Origin of the sequence: Cryptosporangium sp. NPDC048952 (genome assembly GCF_043197895.1) — a bacterium.
Lineage (GTDB): Bacteria > Actinomycetota > Actinomycetes > Mycobacteriales > Cryptosporangiaceae > Cryptosporangium.
The window spans coordinates 252555-267181 of sequence record NZ_JBICTY010000002.1; the positions used below are offsets into that span (position 1 = coordinate 252555).

Below are 14627 nucleotides of genomic sequence, written 5' to 3' on the forward strand. Positions count from 1 at the left end.
GGGGCGCTCGATCGAGCGGGGGGTCAGGCCGAGGCTTCGGGTGTGGGTCGCGATCTCGCCCAACGGCGCGACCCACACGTCTGCGCACGAAAGCACGTGCTCCATCAGGTGGCCGAGTTCGCGGGCGCGGGACGGGCGGCCGGACAGGAACGGGTGGTTGGTGAGGACCCAGCAGCCGCCGACCTCGCGGAGCGCGTCGAATTCGGCTTGCCAGAGCTCGCGCGCCTTCGCGGGGGTCTCGATGAGGCCGCTGCCCGCGATGTCGGGCAGGTAGCAGTACTGCTCCCAGTCGTCCAGCGCCCACTGGATCGGGATCTCGACCAGCGACCCGCTCCCGACGCGGAGCTCGTACGGCGTGTCCGCGTCCATCAGGCTCGAGTCGTACCGGAAACCCCGCTCCGCGAGGAGCTCCGGCGTGTGCCACGACAGGTCCCACATGGGGGCGCGGTATCCGACCGGCCGCACGCCGGCCGTGCGCTCCAGTGCTTCCAGGCCCCGGTCGAGCGCCTCGACCTCCTGCTCGACCGTCAGCGCCGTAGGCTGCTCGTGCAGATACCCGTGATGGGCGACCTCGTGCCCGGCCGCGACGATCGCCCGCACCACCTGGGGATAGCGATCCGCGGTGTACCCCGGCACGAAGAACGTCGACCGGATGCGGTGGTGCTCCAGCAGGTCGAGCAGCCGCGGCACGCCCACCAGCGGCCCGTACGCCTGGTGGCTCATGACGCTCATCCGGGACGCGTTCCCCGGCGACCCCCACAGCACCGCCGACTCGGCGTCCACATCGAATGTGAATGCCGCCGCCGCGCGGTATCCCGACGGCCACAGGCTCACCTGCCGCTCCGCAGCGCCAGCAGCGTCACGAATTCGTACGCCAGGTTCGCGGCCGCCACCGCGGTGACCTCGGCGTGGTCGTACGCGGGCGACACCTCCACGATGTCGGCGCCCACCAGCCGCAGCGGCTCGAGGCCCCGGAGGATCGCGAGCAGTTCCCGGCTGGTCAGCCCCCCGGCTTCCGGCGTGCCCGTGGCCGGGGCGAACGCCGGGTCGAGCACGTCGATGTCGACCGACACGTACAGCGGTGCGTCCCCGACGCGGTCCAGCACCCGTTCGAGCACTCCGGCGACGCCGAGCCGGTCCATGTCGCGGGCGTGGATCGCGGTGAACCCCAGCTCTTCGTCGTCGACGAGGTCGCGCCGGTCGTACAGCGAGCTGCGGAGACCGACGTGCGCCGAGCGCCCCTTGACGATCAGCCCCTCCTCGGACGCCCGGCGGAACGGCGTCCCGTGGGTGTAGGGGGCGTCGAAGTAGGTGTCCCAGGTGTCGAGGTGCGCGTCGAAGTGCACGAGCGCGAGGGGGCCGTGCTCGGCGTGCAGCGCCCGGAGAATCGGCAGCGCGATCGTGTGGTCACCGCCGAGCATCACGGCGGAACGCCCGCCCCGCACCACTCCCGACACTCCGGCGCGGATCTGTTCGAGGGCGGCCGGAATGTCGAACGGGTTGCACGCGACGTCACCGGCGTCGACGACCTGCGCGAGCTCGAACGGCGCGGCCTCCAGCGCCGGGTTGTAGGGCCGCAGCAACCGGGACGCCTGCCGGATCGCGGACGGCCCGAACCGGGCGCCGGGCCGGTACGTGACACCGGCGTCGAACGGCACACCCAGCACGGCGACGTCGTACGAGTCCACGTCTTCGCGACGCGGAAGGCGGGCGAACGTCGTCAGCCCCGCGTACCGCGGAACCACGAGTCCGTCGACCGGGCCGACGACACCGTTCCCGTACTGCACGTGGCTCATGCGCGCGTCCTGATCTCTCCGCCGTTGACCTGCACGATCTGCCCCACCATCGCCTGCATCCGGAAGTCGGCCAGCAGCGACACCGCGGCCGCGACCTCGGCCGGCGCCCCGATCCGACCGAGCGGGATCGCCGTCGCGTAGCGGGCCGTGATGTCCGCGAGCGGCACTCCCGCCGCGTCGGCGTCCACCTGCAGCTGCGGTGTGTCGACGACGCCCGGCGCGATGCCGTTGACGATGACGCCGTCCGGGGCGAGTTCGCGGCCGAGTGTCTTGACCAGCGAGATCAGCCCCGCTTTCGAGGCGGCGTAGGCGGTGGCTCCCGGCCAGCCCGTCACGCCCCAGTAGCTGGTGATGACGACGACCCGGCCGCCGCCGCGGGCACGCATGCCGGGCACGGCGGAGCGGATCAGGTGGAACGTGCCGCCGAGGTTGGTGTCGACGACCTTCCACCAGTCGTCCGGGTCGTGATCGAGGAACGGCGCCATCGTCATGTACGCGTGGTTCGCGACCAGCACGTCGAGCCGGCCGAGGCGCTCCTCGATGCTGCTGACGAGCCCCGCCACGGCGTCCGGGTCGGACACGTCCGCCGCCATCGCGACGCCGCCCACGCGCGCGGCGACAGCGTCCAGCGCGTCACTGGCGACCCGGTCGTTGACCACCACAGTGGCCCCGTCCGCCGCCAACCGCTCGGCATGCGCCACCCCCATGCCCTGCGCCGCACCCGTGACCAGCGCGACGCGTCCGGAAAGGTCGCTAGGGCCGCGCCGCACCGCACCGGCGCCGGGCCCCGTATCCGTACGAACCATTCAGATCACCGCCCCCGCGTTGGGATTGAGAACCTCGCCGACGCAGAACGTGCCCTCGTCCAGGAGCCAGGCGACGCTCAGCGCTACCTCCTCGGGGGCGGTGAGGCGCCGCAGCGGCAGCGTCGCCAGATAGTCGGGCTCCCGCCACGGCGAATCCGGGGCGAGCAGAGGAGTGTCGGTGGGGCCAGGCGCCACGGCGTTCACCCGCACCCCGGCGGGTGCCACCTCCGCCGCGAGGCTCCGGACCACGCCGAGCACCGCGCCTTTCGCGGCGGCGTAGTGCGCATCCTCCGCCCCGCCGCCGATCGCGAGCTCACTGGCGATCGCGACGACCGAGCCCGACCCGCGCGCCACCATGCCGGGCAGCGTGGCCCGCACGAGGTTGGTCAGGCCGCCGAGGTGCACGGCCATCATCCGCTGCCATTTCGCGTCGCTTATCTCGTCGAGAGGGAGCATTTCGTAGTAACCGGCCACGGACACCGCGGCCTGCACGGGACCGAGCTTTTCGGACGCGTCAGCGACCGCGGACGCAACGGCGGAGGAGTCAGTCACGTCAACGCGCGCCGAGTGGGCACACCCCGGCGACTCCGTGAGATCCAGCCCCGCCACCGCCCACCCCCGCTCCGCCAGTTCCGCCGCCACCGCGGCTCCGATCCCACTCGCCGCCCCGGTCACCACCGCGACCGGACTCACGCGTCCACCGCCTCGTCAGCCGCTTCTTCCGCCTCGATCACCGACGCCGACACGATCGCACCCCGCACCGACCAAAAGATCGCCGCGCCGACCACGCCCAGCGCGACCACCGCGATCCACACCGACCAGTCCAGGTAGCGCGACGTGTTCACGGCCCGAGGCCACGAGATGTTGAGGAACTCGAACAGGGCCCACACCACCGCCACGGCGGTCACCGGCAGCGACCACCGCCCGAGCGAGTACGGCCCCGGCGTCCACCGGCCCCGCACCTGCACGACCAGTGCCCCGATCAGCGGGAACAGGAACGCGAGGAAGAAGCCACCGGCCGTGAAGTTGACCATCAGCAGGTACACATCTGGCGACAGGTTGCTCAGCAGGAACAGCGCCGCGCCGATCACTGTCGTCACGAGGATCGCGTTCACCGGCTGCTTCTGCCCCGCCGACAGCCGGGCCAGCATCCGGGGCGCCGGCAGCGCATTGTCCCGAGCGAACGCCCAGATCATCCGCGACCCCGACGTCTGCAACGCCAGGAAACTCGCCAGGAACCCGATCACGAACAGGATCTCTACCGGCCGCGCGATGCCGCTACCGAACGCCTCCGTCAGCGTGAAGTAGACCGGGTCGGCCACCTGCGCTGACGTCACCGCCTGCAGGTCGGGGATCGCGAGGATGATCGCGAGGCTCGAGTACGCCACCACGATCGCGATGAACGACAGCGAGAAGATCACCGCGCGCGGCAGGTTGCGCCGCGGCTCGTGCACCTCCTCGGCGATCGCGCCCGCGCTCTCGAACCCCACGAACGTGAAACCGATGAACGCCACCGCGACCAGGAACGGACCCGACAGCGCGAAGTACCCGTTCCCGAGCCCGTCCCCCACACCGTCGGTGAGCACGGACAGCGGCTGATTGCGGTGGAACAACAACAGCCACGTACCCAGCCCGATCGAGCCGATCACCTCCGCCACGATGCTCGCCGTCATGAAAAGCTTCAACGCTTTCCGTCCGACGAGATTGAGCGCGGTTCCCGCGAGCAGGATGACGAACGCGAACCAGGCCTTCTGCGTACCGGTGGGGGCCTCGATGCCGACGATGTTCGCGAGGAACCCGGCGGCGCCGAGCGCGACCGTCGCCATCGCGATGACCAGCGTCCACGCGTAGGCCCAGCCGGCGAACCAGCCGAAACCGTTGCCCATCAGCCGCCGCGACCACTGATAGATCGACCCCTCGAGCGGCCACCGCGACACCAGCTGCGCGAACACGAACGCGAGCAGCAACTGGCCGGCGAACACGACGAAGAAGCCGAACCAGAACGTGCCTCCGGCCGCTCCGATGGCCAGAGCGAAAATGCCGTACAGCGCGACGATCGGCGAGATGAACGCGAAGGCGAACGCGAACGACGACCAGAGCGAGAATTCTCTTTTCAGCACGTGGTCGGGGTTGAGGGTACTCATGGGGACCTCCGGGACGGCTTTCGGAGTCAAGATCGCGGTCCCTGGCTCACCGCACAAGGTTCGGGAGCGTTTCCGGTAGGAGAAGACCTCCTGGTTAGGCTGTCGTTGGACGATCCTCCAAGGCGGTTTACGTGACTTCATCGGCGGCGCAAACAGCGCGTTACAACACCACGCTCGCCGATCTCCTCGCCGAGCCGGCGCTGGACCTCCACTGCGCGTACGACGCCGGGCGCCGCGACGGCACCGTGCGCTGGGCGCACACCACCGAGCTGCTCGATCCGTCGCCGTACCTGACCGGCGGCGAGCTCGTCTGCACGGTCGGCACCGCGTTCACCGACGACGACGCCGTGCGGCGGTTCGTCGCGTCGGTCAGCGCGGTCGGTGCCTCCGGTATCTGCTTCGGCGCGGGCGACGTCCACGTGAGCGTTCCGGACGCACTGCTCGACGCGTGCCGCGAACACGCGTTGCCGCTGCTCGTGGCGCCGCTGGGGCGTCCGTTCATGGCGATCAGCGAGTGGGTCGCCGACCGGCGCGCGGGCGAGGCGCACGCCCGGACCGATGCCCTCACCGCCGAGCTGTTGGCCGGGTTGCGCCGCCACCAGCCCGTCGAAGTCCTGCTGGAAACCTGCACGACCCGCCTGGGCGGCGAGTTCACCCTGCACGAGGACGGGGCGGCGGCCCTCCCGGTCCCGCCCGGAGCCGCCCCAGTCGCGCCCCTGGCGGCCTGCGACGCCGCGGAGGTCGCGGCTGCTGCGGCGTCGGTGGAGGGCTTGACGCTCCGGTGGAATGGGCCGGGGCCCGCGCCGGAGGCGTCGTTCCTGACCACGCTCGTGCGCCTGATCGCCGTCGCGCGGCACGAACGCGACATCGAGACGGACCTGCGCCGCGAGCGCACCGGCGAGTTGGTGACGCTCGTCGCCGAGCGCCTCGCGGCCCCGATCGCGCTCTCGCCGCTGGTGCACGCCGCCGGACTCACGCCCGACGACCTGGTCTTCTCGATCTGGCCGTCGGGCGCCGTGCGGCTGCTCGCCGCGTCGCTCGGCTCCGAGACCGCCCTGCTCGGGGAGACCCCGACGACCGCGTTCGTCGTCACCTCGTCGGTGGCGCTCCTGCGCCGGGGCTCGGACGAGCTCGGCCTGCCGTGCGGCTACAGCCGGTCGGTGCCGCTCGCCGACTCGTCGCGCGCACTCACCGAGGCCCGGGCCGCGTTCGACCTGGCCCAGCGCCACGGGGGAGCGGTCGGCCCGGAAGGCCTCACCACGCTGGAGGGTCTGCTCGCGCAGCAGCCGCCCGACCGGCTCGCCCCGTTCGTCGACCGGCTGCTCGAACCGCTGCTGCGCTCCGACCGCGACCGCCGCACCCACTACGTGCCGACCCTCCGGGCGTTCCTCGCGCACAACGTGTCGCTGATCGAGACCGCGCGGGCGCAGTTCCTGCACGTCAACACCGTGCGGCACCGCCTGGAACGCATCCGTGAACTCACCGGCTGCGACCCGTTCCACGCCGGCGAACGCACCGACCTGGTCATCGCCCTCTGGGCCCACGACCACTAGACGCTCGCGGCGTAGAGCAGGTCACGCAGCCCGGGGAGGGACTCCCGGTCGGCGCGCCAGATCAGGCGCAACGCCAGGTCCGGGGCCGGGACGTCGAGCCGGGTGAGAGTTCCGGCGGCCAGCGAGTCCGCCACCGCGAACTCCGGCAGCAGCGCGATCCCGAGCCCCTGCTCGGCCCAGGCACGCATTACCGCGACGCCACCCGCCGCGATCGTCGGCCGTTCGTTCCCGAACAGCGCGGCGGCCGCCAGCCGAAAGGAACACCGCGGCACATTGACGAGCAGCGCGTCCGCGTGGTCTCCGGGGGCCGCCACCAGGGCCAGGGGGACGGTATCGACATCGAGGAAGGTGAGGGGCGCGGGCGGTACCGGGAAGCCGAGGTCGCCCACGGCGTCGCCGGTGTCGAGCACGAGCGCGGCGTCGAGGCGCGCGGCGACGACGTCGTCCAACAGTTCCTGGCGGTCGACCGCCGACCGCAACTCGACCGGGGCGCCGGGGCGGCGGCTCCGCAGCCGCTGCACGACGCCCGGCCCGTGGGTCGCCGCGATCGTCTCCAACGCGCCGAGCCGTAGCGCGCGGCCCTGCCCGCGCACGTCCGCGACCAGCTGATCAGCCTGGTCGAGCAGCCGGTGCGACCGGTCGACGAGACGCTCACCGGCGTCGGTGAGCCGCATGCCCCGTGCGGTACGGACGAACAGCACGACGCCCAACGAGGTCTCCAGCGCCCGCAACTGCGCGGACACCGACGAGGACGCCAATCCGAGCGCGGTCGCGGCGTCGGTCACCGTCCCGGTGCGCACTATCGCGAGGAACGTGCGGAGTTGGCGCAGCTCCATTTCACGCCTCCTGCGTTCGGAGATTCCGAACGCAGCGTACGGCCGCGCCGGTCGCTCGTGGACATTCGACGGCCGACGCTGTCCGGCATGACCCAGGCAATCCGGACCCGGGCGATACCCCTGCTGGGAATATCGCTCGGCTACTTCCTCGTCCTCCTCGACACGACCGTGCTGGCGGTCGCCGAGCCCGACCTCGCGGCCTCGCTCGGCGCGTCGGTGGCCGGACTCCAATGGGTGACGACCGGCTACACGGTGGCGTTCGCGGCGCTGCTGCTGTCGGCCGGCGCGGTGACCGACCGCTTCGGCGCGAGCCGGGTGTTCCGCGCCGGGGTGGTGGCGTTCTGCGCGCTGTCGCTGACGAGCGCGGTCGCGCCGAACCTCGGGGCGCTGATCGGCATCCGCGTGCTGCTGGGCGCGGCGGCAGCAGCGTGCGTGCCGTCCTCGCTCGCACTGCTGTCGGAGCTCTATCCGGAGCGGCCCGCGCACGCCCGCGCGATCGGGGTGTGGGCTGCGATCAGCGGCGCGGCGATCGCGGCCGGACCGCTGATCGGCGGAGCCCTCGTGGCCTGGCACGGCTGGCGCGCGGTGTTCCTGGTCAACGTGCCGATCGGCGTTCTGGTCGTCGCGACGACCTCCGCGCTTCGGTCCCCGCGCGGTGCCGCTCGCGTCAACTGGCTCGCCCAGGCCGCCGTCGCGGCCGCCCTCGCCCTCACGACCGACGCGCTCGTCGCAGCGGGCCGGCGGGCCTGGCTCCACGCGGCCTGCGCCGTCGTCGCCTCGCTCGCCGCCGCCGGCGTCTTCACCGCCGTGAACCGCGAGACTCGGCTTCCGGTCCTGGATCCGCGGGTGGTGGGGGACCGGCGGGTGCGGGCCGCGCTGCTGGCCGGTGGTGTCGTGAACTTCGCGCTCGCGGGGGTGTTGTTCGTGCTGCCGCTCGTTCTCGCACACCGCGGCTTCGGCCCGCTCGCCACCGGCCTGGGGCTGGCCCCGCTCACGGTGCCGTTCGTCGTGAACCCACCGTTCACCGCACGGCTCGTCGCCGCCCGCGGTCACCGCACCGCCATCCTGCTCGGCCTCGCCCTCCTGACCGTCGGAACCGCGGCCCTGGCCGTCACGGATCGGTACCTCGCGATGGTGCCCGGACTGCTCCTGGCCGGTCTGGGCGTCTCGTTCGTTCTGCCCGCGCTGGTCGGCGCGGTGCTCGCCGCCGCCCCACCGGGCTCGGCCGGCTCGGCGGGCGGGGTGCTCAACACGTCCCGTCAGACCGGCGCGGTGCTGGGCGTGGCCGTCCTGGGCGGCGCCTACACGGCGAGCGGCGCCACCCCGGCGCTCCTGGTAGCCGCCGCAGCAGCCGCCGCGGCGGGCGTCCGGTACGCCGTCGTCACCAGGGAGCGGAACCGGCGGCGACGAGACGGTCGCCGGACAGGCGCGTGCCCGCCTGCTTGACGTGGCGGAGCAGCGGCGACACCTCCACGCTCTGGACGCCCGACAGCGATCCGAGGCGGTCGGACGTGAACTCGAACAGTTCGTCGAGGTCCCGGCAGTGCGCGACCGTGTGCAGGTTGTACGGGCCGGTGACCGCGGTGGCGAACGCGATTTCGGGCTCGCGCGCCAGCGTGCGGCCGACGGCCTTGACCGCCGACGGGTGCACGCGGAGCCACAGGTTCGCCCCTGCGTGCAACCCCAGCGCCGTCGGGGCGAGCTCGACATCGATGTGGACGACCCGTCGCGCGATCAGCGTCTCCAGGCGGCGGGTGACGCGACCGGGCGTGAGGCCGGCGGCCGCGGCGAGGTCGACGAGGCCCGCGCGGCCGTCCGACGCGAGCACGTCCAGGAGCTTTTCGTCCGACGACGTGAGCTGCACCGGTTCCCGGGCGACGACCGGCGCCTCGACGAACGGCGAGCCCTCGCTGCCGAGCGCGGCCTCCTCGTCGGGGGTGAGGACGCCCCGCAGCGCGGCCCAGTAGTGGCCCCGACCCCCGACGAACTGGCGGAGCATCGCCGACGCATTGATGTCGAGCACGGCCGCGGTGCGGGGGAGCTTCGAGCCGAGCAGCTCGTCGCGTTCCTCGCGCGTGCGGGACCGGACCGCGCACGTGATCTCCGAGCCCGCGGCGCACAGGGCCACCCAGCTGACGTCGTCGCGTTTCGCCAGGGCGTCGGCGATAGCCGCAACGCCACCGGGCCGGCACCGCAACCGCACCAGCCACTTGCTCTGCCCCAGCGCGCCCGGGTCCACGATGCCGGCGACGCGGAGCACTCCGTCGGCGCGCAGTCGCCGGTAACGACGGCTCACCGAGGCTTCGGTCAGTCCGAGCACAGCCGCGATCGACGCGAACGAGGCTCGGGGCGCGATCTGAAGTGATCGTACGATTCGCACATCGTCGCCGCGTAGAACGTCGAATTCAGCTGATGGAGCGGTCATCACAACGGTGATTCTACGTTTCGCGGGTTTCAGCAAGCGCGCGGCGCGGAGCTGGGGAAAGACTACGGGCATGACTCGTACCGCTCTCATCGTCGGTGCGTCGCGTGGTCTCGGCCGCGCGATCGCGACCGATCTCGCCGCCCGGGGCTGGAACGTCATCGGCACCGTCCGGGGCTCGGAGACCATCGACGGCATCACCGTCGAGCATCTCGACGTCACCGAGCCCGCGCAGCTGGCGCCGCTCCGCGACCGGCTGCCGGAGCTCGACCTGCTGTTCGTGAACGCGGGCACCACGACCAGAGAGGACACCCCGATCGGCGAGGTTTCGACCGAGGAGTTCGTCCGGGTGATGGTGACGAACTCGCTCAGCCCGCTGCGGGTGATCGATGCGCTCGCGGAGCGGGTGGTGCCGGACGGGCTGATCGGTGTGATGTCGTCCGGGCAGGGCAGCATCACGAACAACACGAAGGGGCTGCGCGAGGTCTATCGGGGCAGCAAAGCGGCGCTGAACATGTTCATGCGCAGCTACGCGGCCCGGCAGCCGGAGCGGGCGCTGGTGATCATCGCGCCGGGGTGGATCCGCACGGAGCTGGGTGGCCCCGAGGCGCCGTTCACGATCGAGGAGAACGTGCCGAAGGTCGTGGACGTGCTCGAATCCCGCCTGGGGAAGGCCGGGCTGGAGTACCTCGACTATTCGGGTGCCACCGTGCCGTGGTGATTCCTAGGGTGGCGGCATGCCGCCGACCACCAATGTTCTCGCGTTCCTGCTGGCCTCGTTCGTCCTGATCCTCGTTCCCGGGCCGTCGGTGCTGTTCGTCGTCAGCCGCGCGTTGGCCTATGGACGACGGGTGGCGCTGGCGACGGTCGCGGGGAACGCGGTGGGGAGCCTCGTGCTGGCGGTTGCGGTGGCGCTCGGGATCGGCGTTCTCGTGCAGGCGTCGGCGGTGGCGTACACGGTGGTGAAGCTCGCCGGTGCTGCGTATCTGGTGTTTCTGGGCGTGCAGGCGGTCCGCCACCGGAGGGCGCTGGCCGGCGTGTTCGATGGTGCCGGGCCCAGCGGGCGCCCGTGGTTGCAGGGGTTCGTGGTCGGGGTGACGAATCCGAAGACCGCGGTGTTCTTCGCCGCGGTGCTCCCGCAGTTCGTGGACCGGTCGGCCGGGGCGGCCGGTGCGCAGATGGTGGTGCTGGGTGCGCTGTTCGCCGCGATGGCGCTGGGGTGCGACGCGGTGTGGGGACTGGCCGCGGGCGCGGCCCGGGAGTGGTTCGGCCGGTCGCGCCGGCGGATGGAGCTGATCGGCGGCGCGGCGGGGCTCACGATGGTGGGCCTGGGACTCGGTCTCGCGGTCGAGGGCCGCAAGTCCTAGCGCGCCGCCGCCCGAATGGCCGCCGCCACCGCGCTCAGGGCCGCGCTTCGGCTGGCCGGGCCTCCGCCGAGCGGTCGGCCGGCCGTGCTGCCCGAGTCGGTCGCGCTGCCCGTGCCGCTCTCGCCGGTCGCGTGCGGAGCGAAGGCTAGGACTGTGCGGCGGAGCTCCTCGGCCTCGCCGCGCACCGGTACGAACCGGACGCCGCTCGGCGCGGCCGGCGCCAGCGCGATCGGGGCTGTCGTCACGCCGCACCCCGCGGCCACGAGTTGCAGCTTCGCGAGCCAGTCGCGCGCGGTGTGCGCGATCACCGGCCGCTCGTCGAGCCCCGGCCACACGCCCATCCCGTCGCCGCCGATCCAGCGCTGACCCCGCAGATCGGCCCGGTCCACGGAGCCCCGGCCGGCCAGCGGATGATCGACCCCCACCGCCACGCACAGCGCCCGCTCGCTCAGCGTCTCCACCACGAACGCGGGCGATTCGGCGTCGAAAGGCCGGAACGGCGGAGCAGAAGCGAGCACGGCGAGATCGATCGTCGACGCGCGCAGCGCGCGTACCAGCGCCGGCGTCGTCCCTTCGCGGGTCGTCACCGTGATCGCGGGGTCCGACCGGCGCAGCGCCGCGATCGCCCGCGGCACCAGCGACGCCCCGGCGCTCGTGTACCACCCGAGCCGCACGGTGCCGGCGTGCACCGGCAACCCGGCGAGCTCCCGCTCGGTGGACGCGACCCGGTCGAGCACCGCCGACGCGTGGCGCAGCACGATCCGTCCGGCGCCGGTGAGCACCACCCCGTCGCGCCGGCGCTCCAGCAGTTCGACGCCTGCCGCGCGTTCCAGCACCGCGATCTGCCGCGACACCGCCGACTGCGTGTACCCCAGCGCACCCGCGGCTGCCGTGAGCGTGCCACGTGACACGACCTCCGCGAACACCCGCAGCGTGCCCATCGGTACCGATTCCAGGTCCATGCGTTCCAGGAATACCAGCACTGCGTAACTCTCGTTGGCCGCATGTCTGCGCCGCGCTTAGCGTCGAGAGGTATGAAGGCTTGGCGGTTGAACGGAAGCACTCTCACCTACGACGACGTCCCGGACCCGGAGCCCCGTGATGACGCGGTGGTGGTGCGGATCGAGGCGGCGCCGGTTCTGACGTATCTGCGTGACTACGTGGCGGGGAGGCTTCCGCACTACAGCCCGCCGCGGGGGCCGTTCACGCCTGGGACGAGCGGGGTGGGTGTGGTCGAGCGTGTCGGCCGGGGTGTGTTCACGCTCTGCCCCGGGCAGCGCGTCGTGGTCACCGGCAACTACACGTCGCCCGAGAATGTGCCGCAACCGGTCACGGCGCTGATCGGCCTGACCGCGGCGTCGCCCGACGTGCTCGACGTCTGGCCCGACGGCACGCTCGCCGAGAAGGTCGTGGCACCGGTCTCCACCGTGACCCCGATCCCTGACGAGCTCACCGACACCGACGTAGTCGCGGTAACCCGCTGCCTCGTGCCCTACGGCGGCCTACTCCGGGGTCGCCTGCAGCCCGGTGAGACCGTCGTCGTCAACGGCGCGACCGGCGCGTTCGGCTCGGCGGGCGTCCACGTCGCGCTGGCCCTCGGTGCGCGCCGGGTGGTCGCCGCCGGGCGCAACGAAGCCGTCCTGGAACGCCTGTCGGCCCTGGACCGGGTGGTACCGGTCCGATTGACCGGCGCCGTTACCGCTGATGCCGACGCTCTGCGGGCGGCCGCCGCAGGCCCGGTCGACCTCGCGCTGGACCTCGTCGGCAACGCGACGAGCCCGGACAGCACCCTCGCCGCGCTGGCTTCACTCAAGCGCACCGGCCGTCTCGTGCTGATGGGCAGCGCGACGGCCCCGCTGCCCCTCGACTACACCGCGCTGATGCTGACGGGCCGGGAGATCATCGGGAACTTCATGTATCCCGACGACGCCCCGGCGCGACTGCTGAACCTGGTCGCAACGGGCCTCCTGGACCTCACCGCCATGCCGTCCGCGCGCTTCGCGCTGGCGGACCTCGGGGCCGCTATGGACGCCGCAGCCACCGCCGGCGCGCCGTTGGTTGTGGTCCGCACCGATGGGTAAGAAACCGGGGTGGACATCACCGAACTGATCCTGAGCGACCACCACGAACAGCGCCGCATGTTCGCGATGCTGGACGACGTCGACCCGTCCGACACCGGCACGCTCTCCTCGCTCTGGACCCGGCTCGCGGCGATGCTCGAGGTGCACGCCCAGGCCGAGGAGCTCTTCTTCTACCCCGAACTGCTCAAGTTCGACGACGAGGAAGACGAGACCAAGGACGCGATCGGCGATCACAACGACATCCGGGACGGCATCCTCGAGGCCGGTAAGCACGAGGTCGGCTCCGACGGCTGGTGGGACGGCGTCAACAAGGCCCGTGAAGCCAACGACGAGCACATGGGCGAGGAAGAACACGAAGGGCTCGCCGACTTCCGCCGCCGCGCCGACCTCGAGACCCGCCACCGCATCGCGGTGACGTTCGCCGCCTACGAAGCAGCGAACGTCACCGGGGTGCCGATCGTCGACAAGGATCCGGACGAGTACGTCGACGAGAACTCGTGAGACCTACTTCGCGCGAGCGAACTCCGGCACGTTCTTCAGGACGTCGAACTCCGGCTTGAGCACCTCGAAGTCCTTGAGGACCTTCACCGAGTTGTCGAGCGCCGTCATGTTGATGTAGCCGGAGTAGTCGATCTCGGGGATGTCGGCGAGCGTCGCGGCCGGGGTCTTGCAGTACTTCGACAGGATCCCGAACTTCTCGGTGCCGGCGGTGTCCGCCTTCGCCGCGTCGGCCGCCTCCTGCATCGCCGTGACGAACGACTCGGCGGACTTCTGGTTCGCCTTGAGCCACTTACCGGACACCGCGTACAGGGCGTTCGGCGTCGCGCCGACCTTCTCGAACGTGGGGTTGCCGATCGTCTTGCCGCCGGCCGCGGTCATCTTCTGCACGTCCGCAGCGGTGACCGCACCGGCGTCGACCTTGCCGCCCGCGACGGCGGGCTGGATGTCGGCGAAGCCGAGCGCGACGAACTTCGTCTTCGACGGGTCGCCACCGGCGTCGCTGATCCACTCCTTGGTCAGCGACACGATCGTTCCGCCGAGGTCGTTGACCGCGACCGTCTTGCCCTCGAGGTCCTTCGCGCCGGTGACCTTCGAGTCCTTGCCGACGATGATGCCCTGGCTGTCGGCGGTGGTCTCGCCGCTGTCGGAGATGATCTGGAGGTCGATGCCCTCCTGGATCGCGGTGTAGAGCGCCTGCGGGCTGACGAACGCCACGTTCACCGAGCCGCCCTGCAGCGCCGCGATGCCGGCCGAGCCCGACTTCACGCTGACGACCTCGACGTCCAGGCCATTTTTCGTGAAGATGCCCTTGTCCAGCGCGTACAGCGACAGCTCGTTGCAGAGGCTCAGGCTCGTCATGCTGATCTTCGTCGTGCCGTCGGCGTTGGTGGCGGCGGTCTCGTCGGCCGACCCGCCGCACGCGGCCAGCGTGGCGACGAGCATCGCAGCGGCGGCAGACGCCGCCAGTCTCGTACGGAACATGAGGTGACTCCTCGGGGAGCGGGGGTGGGGTTGTCCGGGTAGGCGTGATCACCACCGCGTCTGCGGCGGGGGGCGGGGCCCCGCCGGGTGCGGCGGTCGTGTGTGCCCGCCGTTCGACGCGGCGGTCGTAGGGCCGCCGC

At 71.8% G+C, this 14627-nt stretch carries 14 protein-coding genes and 1 pseudogene; 6 read left to right on the top strand and 9 right to left on the bottom strand.

Annotation, left to right across the window (positions count from 1 at the left end):
- The 5 genes and pseudogenes from ACGFY5_RS09320 to ACGFY5_RS09340 all read right to left on the bottom strand — a co-directional run.
- Window positions 1-834: pseudogene (locus ACGFY5_RS09320) on the bottom strand (polysaccharide deacetylase); the annotation flags it as partial.
- A complete protein-coding gene (gene speB, locus ACGFY5_RS09325; protein WP_392719098.1) occupies window positions 831-1796 on the bottom strand; it encodes an agmatinase in 966 nt (321 codons plus the stop codon). The pseudogene ACGFY5_RS09320 and the gene speB, both read right to left, overlap by 4 nt.
- Window positions 1793-2602 (bottom strand): SDR family NAD(P)-dependent oxidoreductase, encoded by an 810-nt coding sequence (locus ACGFY5_RS09330; protein ID WP_392719099.1) that lies wholly within the window; start codon window positions 2600-2602, stop codon window positions 1793-1795. The genes speB and ACGFY5_RS09330 overlap by 4 nt, the downstream gene beginning before the upstream one ends.
- The gene (locus ACGFY5_RS09335) at window positions 2603-3295 is read right to left on the bottom strand and encodes an SDR family NAD(P)-dependent oxidoreductase (protein ID WP_392719100.1); all 693 of its coding nucleotides are present in this window, start codon (window positions 3293-3295) and stop codon (window positions 2603-2605) included. It lies immediately after the preceding gene.
- The gene (locus tag ACGFY5_RS09340; RefSeq protein ID WP_392719101.1) at window positions 3292-4746 is read right to left on the bottom strand and encodes an amino acid permease; all 1455 of its coding nucleotides are present in this window, start codon (window positions 4744-4746) and stop codon (window positions 3292-3294) included. Before ACGFY5_RS09340 ends, ACGFY5_RS09335 begins: the two co-directional genes overlap by 4 nt.
- A 131-nt stretch (window positions 4747-4877) precedes the next feature.
- On the opposite strand from ACGFY5_RS09340, the gene ACGFY5_RS09345 reads away from it, so the two are divergent.
- Complete coding sequence (locus ACGFY5_RS09345) at window positions 4878-6299, top strand: PucR family transcriptional regulator (RefSeq protein ID WP_392719102.1); 1422 nt, start codon at window positions 4878-4880, stop codon at window positions 6297-6299.
- Here the strand turns inward: ACGFY5_RS09345 and ACGFY5_RS09350 are convergent.
- On the bottom strand, window positions 6296-7135 hold the full coding sequence (locus ACGFY5_RS09350; RefSeq protein WP_392719103.1) for a LysR family transcriptional regulator: 840 nt from the start codon (window positions 7133-7135) through the stop codon (window positions 6296-6298). The two genes, ACGFY5_RS09345 and ACGFY5_RS09350, sit on opposite strands and share 4 nt — an antisense overlap.
- 87 nt (window positions 7136-7222) lie before the next feature.
- On the opposite strand from ACGFY5_RS09350, the gene ACGFY5_RS09355 reads away from it, so the two are divergent.
- Entirely contained in the window at window positions 7223-8581 is a 1359-nt protein-coding gene (locus ACGFY5_RS09355; RefSeq protein WP_392719104.1) for an MFS transporter, read from the top strand.
- Here ACGFY5_RS09355 and ACGFY5_RS09360 read toward each other — a convergent pair.
- Window positions 8517-9560 carry an Lrp/AsnC family transcriptional regulator gene (locus ACGFY5_RS09360; protein WP_392719105.1) on the bottom strand — a complete coding sequence of 348 codons (1044 nt, stop codon included), beginning with the start codon at window positions 9558-9560 and terminating at the stop codon, window positions 8517-8519. The two genes, ACGFY5_RS09355 and ACGFY5_RS09360, sit on opposite strands and share 65 nt — an antisense overlap.
- A gap of 70 nt (window positions 9561-9630) precedes the next feature.
- Between ACGFY5_RS09360 and ACGFY5_RS09365 the strand changes: the two genes are divergently transcribed.
- Window positions 9631-10278 (top strand): SDR family NAD(P)-dependent oxidoreductase, encoded by a 648-nt coding sequence (locus tag ACGFY5_RS09365; RefSeq protein WP_392719106.1) that lies wholly within the window; start codon window positions 9631-9633, stop codon window positions 10276-10278.
- 16 nt (window positions 10279-10294) lie between these two features.
- Window positions 10295-10924, top strand: a complete 630-nt coding sequence (locus ACGFY5_RS09370) for a LysE family translocator (RefSeq protein WP_392719107.1) — start codon at window positions 10295-10297, stop codon at window positions 10922-10924.
- Here ACGFY5_RS09370 and ACGFY5_RS09375 read toward each other — a convergent pair.
- A complete protein-coding gene (locus ACGFY5_RS09375) occupies window positions 10921-11886 on the bottom strand; it encodes a LysR family transcriptional regulator (RefSeq protein ID WP_392720447.1) in 966 nt (321 codons plus the stop codon). The genes ACGFY5_RS09370 and ACGFY5_RS09375 overlap by 4 nt on opposite strands.
- Before the next feature lie 72 nt (window positions 11887-11958).
- Between ACGFY5_RS09375 and ACGFY5_RS09380 the strand changes: the two genes are divergently transcribed.
- Both ACGFY5_RS09380 and ACGFY5_RS09385 read left to right on the top strand, forming a co-directional pair.
- On the top strand, window positions 11959-13005 hold the full coding sequence (locus ACGFY5_RS09380) for a zinc-binding alcohol dehydrogenase family protein (protein WP_392719108.1): 1047 nt from the start codon (window positions 11959-11961) through the stop codon (window positions 13003-13005).
- A 9-nt stretch (window positions 13006-13014) separates the two neighbouring features.
- A complete protein-coding gene (locus tag ACGFY5_RS09385) occupies window positions 13015-13506 on the top strand; it encodes a hemerythrin domain-containing protein (RefSeq protein WP_392719109.1) in 492 nt (163 codons plus the stop codon).
- 3 nt (window positions 13507-13509) lie between these two features.
- Here ACGFY5_RS09385 and ACGFY5_RS09390 read toward each other — a convergent pair whose 3' ends face one another.
- Window positions 13510-14487: an ABC transporter substrate-binding protein gene (locus tag ACGFY5_RS09390; RefSeq protein WP_392719110.1), complete on the bottom strand. Its 978-nt coding sequence runs from the start codon at window positions 14485-14487 to the stop codon at window positions 13510-13512.
- Between the last annotated feature and the right edge of the window lie 140 nt (window positions 14488-14627).